The sequence below is a fragment of the Limnohabitans sp. 2KL-3 genome (genome assembly GCF_001269405.1).
In the GTDB taxonomy this organism is placed as follows: domain Bacteria; phylum Pseudomonadota; class Gammaproteobacteria; order Burkholderiales; family Burkholderiaceae_C; genus Limnohabitans_A.
The window spans coordinates 297,809-311,437 of record NZ_CXON01000005.1; the positions used below are offsets into that span (position 1 = coordinate 297,809).

At 62.5% G+C, this 13,629-nt stretch carries 9 protein-coding genes; 6 read left to right on the forward strand and 3 right to left on the reverse strand.

Annotated elements, in window-relative coordinates; translation table 11 throughout:
* Positions 1-62: 62 nt before the first annotated feature.
* Positions 63-980 (reverse strand): cobalamin B12-binding domain-containing protein, encoded by a 918-nt coding sequence (locus AMM41_RS09930; RefSeq protein ID WP_228769210.1) that lies wholly within the window; start codon positions 978-980, stop codon positions 63-65.
* Positions 981-1,152: 172 nt separating this feature from the next.
* On the opposite strand from AMM41_RS09930, the gene AMM41_RS21880 reads away from it, so the two are divergent.
* The 3 genes from AMM41_RS21880 to AMM41_RS09940 are packed head-to-tail and all read left to right on the forward strand — an operon-like array spanning position 1,153 to position 3,910.
* Positions 1,153-1,461, forward strand: coding sequence for a hypothetical protein (locus tag AMM41_RS21880; protein ID WP_146186335.1), 309 nt, complete (start codon positions 1,153-1,155; stop codon positions 1,459-1,461).
* 2 nt (positions 1,462-1,463) lie between these two features.
* The gene (locus AMM41_RS09935) at positions 1,464-2,732 is read left to right on the forward strand and encodes a tetratricopeptide repeat protein (protein ID WP_089956948.1); all 1,269 of its coding nucleotides are present in this window, start codon (positions 1,464-1,466) and stop codon (positions 2,730-2,732) included.
* A complete protein-coding gene (locus tag AMM41_RS09940) occupies positions 2,729-3,910 on the forward strand; it encodes a HupE/UreJ family protein (protein WP_089956951.1) in 1,182 nt (393 codons plus the stop codon). The genes AMM41_RS09935 and AMM41_RS09940 overlap by 4 nt, the downstream gene beginning before the upstream one ends.
* Before the next feature lie 125 nt (positions 3,911-4,035).
* Here AMM41_RS09940 and AMM41_RS09945 read toward each other — a convergent pair whose 3' ends face one another.
* Complete coding sequence (locus AMM41_RS09945; RefSeq protein WP_089956954.1) at positions 4,036-4,440, reverse strand: type II toxin-antitoxin system VapC family toxin; 405 nt, start codon at positions 4,438-4,440, stop codon at positions 4,036-4,038.
* A 9-nt stretch (positions 4,441-4,449) separates the two neighbouring features.
* Positions 4,450-4,680 (reverse strand): ribbon-helix-helix domain-containing protein, encoded by a 231-nt coding sequence (locus AMM41_RS09950; RefSeq protein ID WP_089957085.1) that lies wholly within the window; start codon positions 4,678-4,680, stop codon positions 4,450-4,452.
* A gap of 328 nt (positions 4,681-5,008) precedes the next feature.
* On the opposite strand from AMM41_RS09950, the gene recC reads away from it, so the two are divergent.
* The 3 genes from recC to AMM41_RS09965 all read left to right on the forward strand — a co-directional run.
* Positions 5,009-8,626, forward strand: coding sequence for an exodeoxyribonuclease V subunit gamma (recC, locus tag AMM41_RS09955; protein ID WP_089957088.1), 3,618 nt, complete (start codon positions 5,009-5,011; stop codon positions 8,624-8,626).
* Positions 8,623-12,429: an exodeoxyribonuclease V subunit beta gene (recB, locus tag AMM41_RS09960; protein ID WP_089956956.1), complete on the forward strand. Its 3,807-nt coding sequence runs from the start codon at positions 8,623-8,625 to the stop codon at positions 12,427-12,429. Before recC ends, recB begins: the two co-directional genes overlap by 4 nt.
* 47 nt (positions 12,430-12,476) lie before the next feature.
* Positions 12,477-13,629 (forward strand): AAA family ATPase (locus AMM41_RS09965; RefSeq protein WP_194944705.1); only part of this gene is annotated, 1,153 nt, incomplete at its 3' end.

Genomic DNA, 13,629 nt, shown 5'->3' on the forward strand with positions numbered 1-13,629 from the left:
CTCGCAGTGCAGCGCCAAGGTGTGAATGGTCTTTGCCCCTCAAGGGCAAGCCCAGCGGGGGCTCAGTCCGGGCGCGTGCGGAAAGAAGCGGCCAAGGCGACCGCCTCTTTGACGTCGATGCAAATGCCGTCGGCACCCAGGCTTCGGGCATCGTGCTCTTGCACGGTAAAAATGGGGCCACCCAACAAGACGCCGGGCTCAGGGTTGCCCGAAGCGCCTTTGAGTGCATGGATCAGGCCGGGCAGGGCCTTGAGCTGTGCTTCGGTGGCGCAAGAAATGCCGATCACGTCAAACCACTCGTTGCTGACGGCGTGGACCAGTTCTTTTTCGCTGAGCGAAATTTCGATGACCACATCCCAGCCTGCTTTGCGAAAGAAATCAGAAACGATGGTCATGCCCAAAAAGTGCTGCGATCCGGGGGCTGAGGCCAACATGATGCGTTGCACATCGCCGCCGAGTTGGGGGCCGTTTTGGTATTCAAAACCCAGGCGGTGGGTGATTTCGTGCATGCGCACCAAGCCGCAGGTCACTTCTGTGAAATCGCACAGGTCTTGTTCCCACATTTGGCCGAGTTGACGGGCGGCAGGCGCGATCAGCTCCAGAAAAATGCAGTCGGTGGTCACACCGTCGTGCAGCAGTTGGTCGATGAACTGCGTGGTTTCAGAGGTTTGGCTGGATTTGCTCAGCGCCACAAAGGTGGCCACTTGTTTCATGGAAATGGTTGGGCCGCCAGGCAGCTCACGGGTCTGCGCACGGGTTTCCACCCTGTGGGCTTGCACCAGGCGCGGGATGATCTGGCTTTCGATCACCTGGGTCAGCGATTTTTTGCACTCGTCCTGACCGTTCGAAAAATCGGTGTTGCGTGACTGCTGCATGGCTGATGGGTTGTGACCCTGACCCCATGAGGACATCCAGGTCAACAAGGTGTTGGCGTAGACCCTGAGCGGGTTGAAGTGAAGGCCCGCTGAATTGAGGTACATCAAGTGATCCGTAAATAAGAGTTGACAATAACCTTTTGAAACAAGGGTTGCAAGGCTTGAAAGCCTTCAGTGCCTAGGTGTTATCGCTTGTAAATCAAAGATGACATCTTTTTTTGTTGCGATGAGTTGACGCCATGTCATGTCTTGAACCAATGACCAGGCTCCGGGTGCAATGAACCCGAAAAAAAACCCCTCAAGAGGGGTTGGTGCAGAGGGCGAAGGGATTTATTTCTTCACGCAAGCAGGGTTGGTTTCGTTTTCTTTTTTGGAGCAGTCGACTTTTTTGTCGTCCATTTTGCCGCCACCGTGGCTGCCAGCGAAGGCAGGCATGGACACCAACATGAAAGCGGAAACAAAAGCGGTCATCACGAATTTCATAAAAATACCTTCGAGCAAAGAGAATGGAAAAAAGGCCAGAATTGCGCATCAGGGTAAGCCAACACACACTAACATCGTAGCGATCATCAAAGGCACACGTTGAACATGGACAAAAGTCGTCGGCCCACTTCAGTGCGTGCCATTCCCCTGCCAACCCGTGCAACTGTGGCCTTGTGCGTGCTGTGTTGGGGGGTGTCGCTGGCCTCGGCGCAAGAGCGTTTCAATCCGACACAGACGCATGTGGTGTTGCCCACGTCGGTGCATGCTGGCAGTGACCGCCAGGCCGCTTGGCGCACTTTGGACAAGGCCTGGCGTGCCCAACCTCAAGATTTGAGCGCATCGCTGGCCTATGCCCGGGCCGTTTTTACATTGGGCCTGACCGAGGGTGATTTGCGTTGGTATGGCTCGGCCAAGGCGGCTTTGAGCCCTTGGTGGCATGCGCAAAATTTGCCTGCCGAGGCTTATTTTTTAAGGGGTTTGGTCAAGCAGGGCTTTCATGATTTCCATGAGGGGTTGCAGGACATTGAGCGGGCCATTGCCCTGGAGCCCGGTCGCCCTGAATTGTGGTCTTGGCGCTTTGCCTTGCATCTGTTGTTGGCCGACATGCGAGCCGCCGAGCAAGATGCCGACGAGATCGCCCGGCGTTTTGGCGACGAGGAAGCCTTGGCCTACCGCGCGGTTTTGCGCTACCGCAGTGGTCAGCCCTTGGACGCTGTGGACATGCTGAGCCGCGCGATTCGATGGGCCCGCTTTCAAGACGACTCGTCGCAAGACTGGTTGAGTTTTCACAGGGGTGAGGCGCACCGCGTGGCCGGGCAGCCTGCCCGTGCCCTGGAGGTGTGGGGGCAGCGCCTGAAAGTCAGTCCACAGTCGCATCTGATTCGCCTGTCTTTGGCCGAACTGCTCAATCAGCAAGGCCAGTTCAAACAAGCCAAAACCATCGCCATGGCAACCCCCGGCCAAGCGCAAAGTGGCACGGCCATCATGACCGACGCCCTGCTGATGCAAGCCCTGCTGGCCAGCCGGGGGCTGAAAGATGCCGATGAACCCCGTTTGGCCCAACAGTTCGAGGCGCGGCAGCAATCACAAGGGCAGCGGCAAGAGTCACTGATCGAGCGGCCTGCTTTGATTTACCAAATCAGTTACGGCCGCGACGTGAAAGCGGGGCTGGCCTTGTCGATTCGAAATTGGCAGCTGCAAAAAGAACCCCCCGATGCGCTGCTGTTTGTTCAGGCTGCGCTGGCTCAGGGCCAAGTCCGCGCGGCGGAACCGGTGCTCAATTGGGCCCAAAAAACCGGCTACACCGACCCCCAATTGAAGCCCCTCTTGGCTCAGCTCCAGTCACATCCCAGCTGGACAGGGGGCCGCCCATGATGTTCTGGTCTCAACGGGGTGGGCTTCGCCATGGGCTTGTGGCGTTTGCCATGGTTTGGGTGGGACTGTTGTGTGCGCAAGGGGTGCAGGCGCACTCCAGCAGCAACAGTTTTTTGACGCTCAGCGCATCGGGTTCTGAGCTGAGCTTGCGAGCCGATGTTCATTGGCGCGACGTGGACCTGATTTTTGATCTGGACGCAGACCGTGACGGCCAGGTCACTTGGGCTGAAACCCAGGCCCGAAGCGCTGAGCTGCAGCTTTGGTTGGCCCAAGGCCTTGGTCTGACGGCCAGTGGCCAAGCCTGCACCTTGGGCACCGCCGACTTGCAAGCGAGTGAGCGAGCCGACGGCACATACCTCAGTGCCCTGTGGGCGGTGCAATGCCCGGGCCTGTCTTCGACGGCCGACGCGGCCAACGCCAGTTTGGGGCTGCGCTATGGCTTGATGTTTGACCGTGACAGCTTGCACCGAGGCTTGCTCAAGGTGGATCTGGCGGGTGTGCAAAGCAGCGTTTTGCTCAGCCCGGACAGGCCAGAGGCGCAGGTCAGCCTGGCAGACAGCCGCCCTTGGAAAGTCTTTGGCCGTTACATCTTGGAGGGCGTGTGGCACATCTGGATCGGCATCGATCACATTGTTTTTTTGCTCAGCCTCTTGCTGCTGGCCCCTTTGCATGCCAAACGCCAAAGGGTGACGCATTGGCCTGCCGCCCCGCAAGCGCGGCCCGTGGTCATGGATGTGTTGGCGGTGGTCACGGCCTTCACGGTGGCGCACTCCATCACGCTGGGGCTGACCATCACGGACGTGCTCACGCCGCCCGCTGATTGGGTGGAGCCTGCCATTGCCTTGTCGGTGGTGCTGGCGGCACTGAACAACCTGTTGGGTTTCAGCGCCCTCAAGCGCTGGCGTCTGGCGTTTGTGTTTGGCCTGGTGCACGGCTTTGGCTTTGCCAGTGTGTTGCTGGACTTGGGCTTGCCCGCCAGCGCCTTGCTGGCCGCGTTGGGGGGCTTTAACTTGGGGGTCGAGTTGGGGCAACTGGCCATTGTGGGGGCGTTTTTGCCCTTGGCCTGGGGTTTGCGGCGCACCTGGTTTTACCGCTGGGTGCTGGTGTTTGGAGGCTCCTCGACCATCGTGGTGTTGGGTTTGTTCTGGACGTTTGAGCGCTTGGGCTGGCTCAATTGAGCCAGCCGGGTGATGTTGGCTCTAAGCCTTTTTGTAGGAGCGGTGCCCTCGCCGCGATAAAGCCTAGCAGACCTCCTCCCATCGCCCGGGTGGCGGGGCACCCCCACGCAGCGCCTGATTGATCGCTAATCCTCATGCCAGTTGAGCCATTGCAGGCCAGGCACCCGTGAAAATTCACGCACATTTCGCGTGATCAAGGTGGCTTGGTGGCGCAAGGCGGTGGCCGCAATCAGGGTGTCGTGCGGACCGATGGGGGTGCCTGCGGCTTCCAGTGCGACGCGAAGTTTGGCCGCATGTGCAGCACACTCGTGATCGAAAGGCAGCATTTGCAAGGGGCGAAGAAATTGCGTCAAAGCGGCCAACCTGGGTGTGGCCGCCTCTTGAGGCAAGCGCAACAAACCATAGCGCAACTCGTATTCCACAACGGCCGGAACGCCCAGAGTGCCCGGCCTGAGCGCATGCATGCGAGGGACGACTTGCGGGTCGCCCCTGAAGTAATAGCTGATGGTGTTGCTGTCCAGGATCAACATGGCCGCTGATTAAAAAGAATGGCGCGGGACATCGGTGGGCTGTTCTTTGGCGCTATCACCCTGCAAAGGAAAGTCCGAAAAACGACCCGCCAGCGCCAAACAGTCTTGTGGCCAATCGTGTGCAGCATAGGTGCGAATGATGTCCGCCACCCAGCGACTTTTGGAGACACCGTTGGCTTTGGCGGCTTCATCCACCAAGGCCTGTGTGGCATCGTCCAGATACAGCGTGATTTGTGACATGGTCAAGCTCCAAAATCCAAACATATGTGCAAGTATAAGTGTTTGATTCGAGCTTCTGTCATCACCCCCAGACTTGTTTTTTGCCGCGATGGCTGTCCCCAAACACCGGGCTCAAAGCTGTGGATAAGTGATGGAACAAGCCTGCGAGGGCGCATGCCTGTTGGCTTGTCGGGGTGTGCCTTAAAAATAGGCAGTTGAGGGCTTGCTTCTCGCACTGCGTGCGGCCATGGGCCATTGTTTTGCGGCTATTCTTGTAGCCTTCCGTTCGCCAAGGCGGGGCCGATGGATGGCCCGCCTGGACTCGGTGTTTGTCTCTCAATTGACGCACATGACCACTTCTTCGATCGTCCCCGGCTTTTTGGCCCTGCACAGCCACCGCTCTGAGGTGTTGGCCGAAACCTTGTCGGCTTGGTTGATGCGACAGCCTTTGGCTCCGCTCGAGCAGGAGGTGGTGCTGGTGCAAAGCAATGGCATGGCCGAGTGGATCAAGATGGCGCTGGCCGGGCAGGGCGGACCTGGCGGGGGGGTCTGCGCGGCCACCCGGGTGGAGCTGCCTTCGCGGTTTTTGTGGCGCACCTACCGCCAGGTGCTGGGTGCGAGCAACGTGCCGCCCGACTCACCGCTGGACAAATTGCCCATGACGTGGCGGTTGATGGCTTTGTTGCCGGCCTGTGTGGGTGATCCGGTGTTTCAACCTGTGGCCGGTTATTTGCGTGGCAAGCGACCCGAGCCTGAGCCTGAACGCCTCTTGCAATTGGCCAGTCGTTTGGCCGACTTGTTTGACCAGTACCAAATTTACCGCCCCGATTGGTTGCAAGACTGGGCCGAGGGGCGCGATGTGTTGCGTCGCCAGTCGGGCCAGCCCGTGCGCCCCGATGACAAGGCGGGCCTCTTGCCCGAGGACCAGCGGTGGCAGGCCGAGCTGTGGCGGCGTGTGCTGGCCACTTTGACCGATGCAGAAAAACAGGCCACTCGGCCAGCGTTGCATCTGCGCGCGCTGGCACTTTTGCAGTCGGGCCAGGCGCTGGCCAGTCCGGTGGCGCGGCGCGTGTCGGTCTTTGGCATGAGCAACATGCCCAGCCAGTTGCTGGACATGCTGGGCGCTTTGTCGGCGCACAGCCAAGTCCTGCTGGCCGTGCCCAACCCTTGCCAGCACCACTGGGGCGACATCATGGACGGGCGCGATGCGCTGCGGGCCGAGCGCAGACGTCATGCCTACAAGAAAGAAAACCTGTCGACCGTGGATTTTGAGCAGATGCATTTGCACGCGCCGACCTTGCTGGCCGCTTGGGGGCGACAGGGGCGCGACTTCATTCGGCAGCTGGACGCCTTTGACGACCTGCAAGCGGCGCAAGAGCGCCATCCGGGTGTTCGGCTGGACCTGTTTGACGATGCGCCGGGGGCCGACGGCCGCCGTTTGCTCACGCAACTGCAAAACCGCATCCGCGATTTGAAGTCGAGCCAGGAGCCGGTCGAGGCCGCGCTGGACGCGCACGATGACTCGCTGGTTTTCAAAGTGGCGCACAGCCCGGTGCGTGAACTCGAGGTGCTGCATGACCAACTTTTGCTGTGGTTTCACGCTCAACCCGAGGTTTCGCCGCGCGACGTGGTGGTGATGGTGCCCGACATCGAAGTCATGGCCCCGGCCATTCGCGCCGTGTTTGGCCAGTACAAGCGGGGTGATGCGCGTTTTATTCCCTATGACATTGCCGACTTGGGGGCGCAGGCCACCAGCCCCTTGATCCATGCGGTGGAGTGGTTGTTGGCCTTGCCCCAGCAACGCAGCCGCATGAGCGAGTGGGTGGCGCTGCTCGAAGTGCCCGCTTTGGCCGCCCGCTTTGGCCTCAAGCCCGAGCAGTTGCCCACGCTCACGCGCTGGATGGTGGGCTCGGGCATTCGATGGGGCTTGTCGGCACCGCACCGGGCGGGTTTGGGCCTGGACACTTGCGCTGATGACAACTCGGCCTTGTTTGGTGTGCAACGCATGCTGATGGGTTACGCCTGCGGGGCCGACCCGGTGCCCGATGCGCCGGGCCTTTCACCGCAAAGTGCCCCGCACCTTGCAGGCATTGACCCTTATGCCGAGGTCGGGGGGCTGGACGCCGAATTGGCCGGGGCTTTGGCGCACCTGTTGCAAGCCTTGATGGACTGGTGGCAGCAATGCGCCAGTGAGGCCACGCCCCTGCAATGGGCCCAGCGCGGTCGCGCCCTGTTGGCCGCCTTGTTCAAGGCGCAAGACGACACCGACCGCAACGCACTGTCGGCTCTGGATCAGGCCCTGAACGACTGGACCCGCTCCGCCGATCAGGCTGACTTTGCGCAGGCTGTGCCACTGACGGTGGCCCGCGCAGCCTGGATGGAGGCGCTCAAGGTGCCCAAGCTGGAGCAGCGTTTTCGGGCGGGAGGTGTGACCTTTTGCACGCTCATGCCCATGCGGGCCATTCCTTTTGCGCGGGTGTGTTTGCTGGGCATGAACGACGCCGACTACCCGCGCCGCAGCCCGCGTGCCGACTTTGACTTGCTGGGCCTGCCCGGCCTGAGCCGCCCGGGTGACCGTTCGCGCCGGGACGACGACCGCCAGCTGATGCTCGAAGCCCTGTTGTCTGCACGGCGCACCCTGTACGTGAGCTGGAGCGGCCGCAGTGTGCGCAACAACAGCGAACAACCGCCGTCGGTGCTGGTGTCGCAGCTGCGTGATGAGATCGATGCGCTGTGGGGCGAGGGCACGGTCAAACGCCTGACCACGGTGCACCCGCTGCAGCCCTTTAGCCGCCAGTATTTTGAACAAGACAGCACGTTGCAGACCTTTGCCCTGGAGTGGCGAGCGGCGCAAACCGACGCCCGCCCTGGTGATGACGCTGCCGCCTTGCACGGTAACTCGAACGGTAACTTGCACGACCCCTTGAACGCTCAGCCGAGCAAGCCCCAGAATGACCCCATCCAGCTCGAGCCCTTGCAGTCGGCCACGGGCACACCGGTCATCACCCTGGGCCAATTGGGGCGGTTTTTGCAAAAACCGGTCGGGGCATTTTTTCGTGAACGCTTGCAGGTGAACCTGGACGTTGAGCGCAGTGAACTGCCCGGCGAAGAGCTGTTTGGACTGGGGGGGCTGGACCTGTACCAGCTGCTGGACCATGAACTGCAGCATGTGCCCACCGATGTGACCCCGCACAACATGCCCAGTTACACCCAGCGCGTGGTGCAGCGTTTGCGCCAGGCTGGGGCGATGCCCTTGGCAGGCGTGGGCGAACTCGAAGCCAGCAAACTCAGCCTCAAGCTCGAGGCGATGCTGGGCGCCGCCTTGCAAGAGCGCCAGGATTACCCCCAGCCAGCGCCTCGGGTGTTGATCGATCTGGCGCACCCTCAAGTGCATCTGCAAGACGCCCTGAGCGGCGTTTTGAGCCGTCACGGCCATGCTTGGATGCTGCTCAGCCTGCGGGCCAATGCTTTGGCTGACTTGAAGGGCAAACCGCCCAAGGCCTTGCCTGCAAAATTGATCGACGTCTGGCTGATCTCGCTGGCCAGTGCCGCCATGGGGCAGCCCTTGGTGTGTGTGGTGGTGGGGGCCAATGCGGTGCTGCGTGTGCCGCCTCCAGAGCCCCAAGCGGCCCGCGCCCAGTTGCAGGTCTTGCTGGACACTTGGACCGAGGGCATGCGCTGGCCCCTGCCTGTGCCCCCGGTGCTGGCTTTGCAGTGGCTCAAAGACCCGGACAACCTGAACGCTTTGCACGACCTGTACGAAGGCAGCAGCCATGTGCGTGCCGAGCGCAACAAAGACCCGGCGCTGGCCCGCACCTACCCCACGCTCAGCGATGTGCTGGACAGCGGCCATTTTGAGCGAATCGCCCAAGCCGTTTATGCCCCTTTGCGCGACTGGGCCGCGCACATCGTGGTCGAGGCATTGCCCGAAGACTCTGCACAAGATGAACAAGAGGAACTGTCATGAGTGCCCATGCCCTGGACGCCCCCGGCTTCCCGCTGCGCGGCAGCCACCTGATCGAGGCCAGCGCCGGGACCGGCAAAACCTGGACGATTGCTGCGCTTTATGTGCGCCTGGTGCTGGGCCATGGCACGGCGGACACCGCGCCGGTGCGCCCCATGCTGCCGCAAGACGTGCTGGTCATGACCTTCACACGCGCCGCAACGCGGGAGTTGTCAGACCGCATTCGCGCCCGCCTGACCGAAGCTGCGCAGGTTTTTCGGGGCCTGGCCCGCAGTGAAGATGCATTTTTGATGCGCCTGATGGCCGACTACCCCGAAGGGCGTGTGCGCGAGCAAGCGGCCTACCGTTTGGCGCTGGCGGCCCAAGCCATGGACGATGCGTCCGTCTACACCATCGACGCTTGGTGCCAGCGCATGTTGCGCGAGCACGCCTTTGACAGCGGCAACCTGTTTGAAGAAAACCTGGTCGGCGACGAGGCCGCCTTGCGCCTGGAGGCGGTGCAGGACTATTGGCGGCAACAGCTCTACCCCATGCTCCCCGAGCAAGTGGCGCAGGTGCAAACCATTTGGCGCGACGTGCCCGCGCTGGAAGCCGATATGCGTGCCCTGATGGCCGTGCCCCTGCCCGAAACCTCGCCAGGCACACTGGCGCAGGTCTACGCGGCTGCCTTGGCCGATCGCGAGGCGCAGCTGCAAGCCCTCAAAACCGCTTGGGATGTCCAAGCCGACAACTTGCTGGGCTGGATCGAGGCGCAACTGGCCCCCAAAAAACACGGTTGGAATGGCCGCACGCTGACGGTCAAAAAATCCGCCGATTGGCTGGGAATGCTCAAAGCATGGTCGCAAGGCCCGGGCGATGGCCAGGCCCTGGAAGCGGCCATGAAAGCGGGTTGGCACCGCTTCACCCCCGAAGGCCTGATGGCGTGCCGCAAGCCTGGTGAAGACCCGGTGACCTTGCCGCCCGAAAGCCAGGCCTATGCCCAGCTGCAAACCGCTTTGAAAGCCTTGCCCGACCCGCAGCAACAGGCCCGGCTGCATGCCCGCAGCCATGTGCTGCAACGCATGAATGAACTCAAGCGGCGCAGCGGCTTGTTTGGTTTTGCCGACATGCTGGAGCGCCTGGATGTGGCGCTGGCCGACCCGGAGTCGGGCGAGCGTCTGGCGCAGCGCCTGCGTGAGCAGTTTCCGGTGGCCTTGATCGACGAGTTTCAAGACACCTCACCGCTGCAGTTCCGCATTTTTGACCGCATTTACCGCACAGCCGACAACCGCCAGGACACGGCCTTGTTGTTGATCGGTGACCCCAAACAATCGATTTATGGTTTCAGGGGGGCCGACATTCACAGCTACCTGGCCGCGCGTCGAGCCACCGAGGGCCGCCACCATGTGCTGGGCACCAATTTCCGGTCCACCCAGGCCATGGTCGATGCGGTCAACCGTTGGTTTGAAATTCCAGCAGACGCCTTTGGCTACCGCACCGCTTTGGAGGACCCGCTGCCTTTTCAGAGCGTGAAAGCGCACGGCCGTGCCGAAGTGCTGCATGTCAGTGGTGGTGCCGTCCCGGCCATGACCCTGGTGCACGACGCCACGCTGCGCAGCCAGCGCGATGCGCGTGTGCACCTGTCGGCCTTGTGCGCCGAGCAGATCGTGGCCTGGCTGGGTGACCCGAATGCCCGTTTTGTGCACCCTCGCCAAGGCGATGCCCCGCTCAAGCCCAAAGACATTGCCGTGCTGGTGCGCACCGGGGTCGAGGCCGCCGCAGTGCGCGATGCGCTGCGCTGGCGGGGCGTGGCTTCGGTGTATTTGTCCGACCGCGATTCGGTGTTTGCCAGCGACGAGGCGCAAGACCTGTGTTTGTGGCTGCGCGGTGTGGCTGAGCCCCAGGACATGCGCCGCGTGCGAGCAGCCTTGGGCACACGCACCGTGGGCTTGTCGCTGGCCGAGTTGCACGCGCTGGCCACGCAAGATGACTTGCTGGACCAGCGTGCCGAGCAAATGCGCGAGCTGCACCAGATCTGGCAAACCCAGGGCGTGCTGGCCATGCTGCGCCAGTCGCTGCACAGGCTGCAGCTGGCAGGCCGCTGGCGTGGTCAGTCCGATGGCGAGCGGCGTTTGACCAATGTGCTGCATTTGGCCGAGCTGCTGCAAACGGCCAGCAGCCAGCTCGATGGCGAGCAGTCCCTGATCCGCTGGTTGCTTCAGCAAATCGACGAAGCCTTGGACGGCAGCGCGGGCGAGAGCGAAGAAAAAACCGTGCGCCTGGAAAGTGACGAAGACCTGGTCAAGGTCATCACCATCCACGCCAGCAAGGGCCTGGAGTACCCGGTGGTGTGCCTGCCCTTTGCACACAGCCACCGCGAAGTGACGGCTGGCAAAGCGTCTGTCATGCAGGTCGGCCAGGCGGGCGGCGACCGCCACTGGACGCTGGACTTTGACCGGACCGATGCACAAGCGGCCGACCGTGACCGCCTGCGCGAAGACCTGCGTCTGTGGTACGTGGCGCTGACCCGGGCGCGGCATGCGCTGTGGGTGGGCTGGAGCCCGGTCAAGCGCGGAAACGGCAAAAAGTGTGTCAACCACGACAGCGCCTCGGGCCATTTGCTGGCGGGGGGCGATGAACCCGACGAAACCGGCTGGTGGCCCAAGCTGCAGGCCTTGCAAACCCATGCCCAAGGCCAGCCCTTGTCGGTGCACTTCACGCGGGCGACTGGCGAGGCGGGTCTGACCCGCTGGCAGCGTAGCGAGCAGCCCGTGGCACTGCGCGAGGCCTTGGTTTGCAATGCCCGCATTGACAAAACCTGGGGCATCGCGAGTTTTTCTCGGCTGACACGGGGCTTGTCTTCTCAGGCGCTGTCTTCGGCTGCCTGGGTGTCGGCCCCGCCCATGGCGTCTGGGGCGGTCAGTCTGGACATGGCCACACCACGCCGCGCCGATGACGAATCTGACAAGGAGGAGGTCGCCACGGCTTGGCCCGAATCTCTGCCGATTGAGCTGCAAACAGCCTTGAGCCTTGACGACTTGGCGCAATCAGCGTTGTCAGCACAGACAGCGCCTTGGCACAGCTTTGCCCGTGGACCGAGTGCAGGCAACTTTTTGCACGACCAAATGGAGTGGCTGGCCGCCGAGGGTTTTGTGCTGGAGCCGGGCACCCCCACCGCCGAACGCCTGGCCAAGCGCTGCGAGCGTTCGGGCTACACAGCGCAGGCCGATGGCGTGGTGCAGTGGTTGTCGCGTTTGGTGGCCCAGCCCCTGGGGAGCCCCGGGCGTGGACCCCATGTGTCCTTGAATGCGCTGCAAACCGTGCTGCCCGAGATGGAGTTTTGGCTGCCGGCCGAGCGCTTGCATGCCCGAGAAATCGACACCCTGTGTCAGCAGCATTTGCTGCCCGGTGTGGCGCGGCCCCAGCTGCCCGACGCCCAGTTGCACGGCATGCTCATGGGCTTTGCCGATCTGGTGTTCGAGCACGCGGGGCGCTACTGGGTGCTGGACTACAAGTCCAACCACTTGGGTGCTCAAGATGCAAACTACAGCGCCGAGGCCCTGGACCAAGCCATGGCCGAGCACCGCTACGAGGTGCAGGCCGCCCTTTACATGTTGGCCCTGCACCGCTTGCTGCGCTCACGTCTGGGCTCAGCGTATGACCCGGCCCAGCATCTGGGGGGCGCGGTGTACCTGTTCATGCGGGGCTTGGACGGGCCTGTGGGCGGTTGCTGCTGTTTGCCTGCACCGACGGCCTTGATGGATGGCCTGGATGCGATGTTGGGGGGTGTTGTGCATGCACCAGAGCCGTCAGGAGTGTCTTTGTGAACCAGCGTAAAACCCCGCCAACCCCCGTTTTGGCACAGGCCGCCCAAATGGATTGGGTCAACGATGTGCCTGTGCACGGTTTGAACGCCGAACACTGCTTGCTGTGGCTGCACGCTTGGGCCGAGCTGGGCTGGTTGCGCCGCTTGGACAGCGCTTTGGCCACCCAACTGCATCGCCTGGACGCGACCACATCACCTGCCGTGTTGGTGGCCGCTGCCGTGCTGGCGCAAATGGAGGGGCGCGGTCATACCTGTTTGGCCGTGCACGCCCTGGCTGCGCCGCCTGTGGATTGGCTCGGTGCGGCGGCTCCCGAGGTGCAGGCCTTTGCACTGGGCTTGCCCGCCTTGTGGGCCCACATGCCCCCCAGCGCACAAGCTTGGAGCGTCGCCTTGCGAGCAGCACCGCCTGCTTGCCTGCGCCTGGCCAGTGCGCCTGACCTTGGGCAACCCTTGGTGTTGGGGGGCACCGAGGACGCCCCATTGCTTTACTTGCGCCGCTACCGTGTTTACGAAGAGCGGGTGGGCCAAAACCTGCTGCAACGTGCCCAAAATGCGGTGCCTGTGGACGAAGCTTTGGCGCGGGTGTGGCTGGACCGCTTTTTTGGCCAAGCGCTGGAGGGTGGGGGGGCGAAGGCCCTGCCCAACTCAAACAAGGCCGCCGAGGCGCAGACCGACTGGCAAAAGCTGGCCTGCGCCGTGGCTTTGCGTTCGCATTTATCGGTCATCACCGGGGGACCGGGCACGGGCAAAACCTACACCGCTGCACGTTTGCTGGCTTTGCTGCTTGCTTTGCACGAGGGTCCCCATCCTTTGCGTGTGGCATTGGCGGCGCCCACGGGCAAGGCCGCAGCCCGACTCAAGCAGTCGATTGACGGCTCGCTCAAAGCACTCAAAGGGCAATCACTGAACGTGTCCGGAACCGCCGATGCAACAGGCGCAGCCCAGAGCGATGCAGCGCTGGACTTGGACACCCTCATCCAGCGCATTGGCCCCGCGCGTACTTTGCATGCGCTTTTGGGGGCTCGGCCCGACACCCGCATGTTCCGCCACCACGCGGCCAATCCGCTCGATGTCGATGTGTTGATCGTGGACGAAGCCTCGATGGTGCATCTGGAAATGATGGACGCCCTGCTGCAAGCGCTGCCCCCCACGGCCCGATTGGTGTTGCTGGGCGACAAAGACCAATTGGCCTCGGTGGAGG

Excerpts from the sequence above, each read along its gene's own strand:
- AMM41_RS09930 (WP_228769210.1), bottom strand. The coding sequence starts at position 980 with ATGTACCTCAATTCAGCGGGCCTTCACTTCAACCCGCTCAGGGTCTAC.
- AMM41_RS21880 (WP_146186335.1), top strand. The coding sequence starts at position 1,153 with ATGAACCCGAAAAAAAACCCCTCAAGAGGGGTTGGTGCAGAGGGCGAA.
- AMM41_RS09935 (WP_089956948.1), top strand. The coding sequence starts at position 1,464 with ATGGACAAAAGTCGTCGGCCCACTTCAGTGCGTGCCATTCCCCTGCCA.
- AMM41_RS09940 (WP_089956951.1), top strand. The coding sequence starts at position 2,729 with ATGATGTTCTGGTCTCAACGGGGTGGGCTTCGCCATGGGCTTGTGGCG.
- AMM41_RS09945 (WP_089956954.1), bottom strand. The coding sequence starts at position 4,440 with ATGTTGATCCTGGACAGCAACACCATCAGCTATTACTTCAGGGGCGAC.
- AMM41_RS09950 (WP_089957085.1), bottom strand. The coding sequence starts at position 4,680 with ATGTCACAAATCACGCTGTATCTGGACGATGCCACACAGGCCTTGGTG.
- recC (WP_089957088.1), top strand. The coding sequence starts at position 5,009 with ATGACCACTTCTTCGATCGTCCCCGGCTTTTTGGCCCTGCACAGCCAC.
- recB (WP_089956956.1), top strand. The coding sequence starts at position 8,623 with ATGAGTGCCCATGCCCTGGACGCCCCCGGCTTCCCGCTGCGCGGCAGC.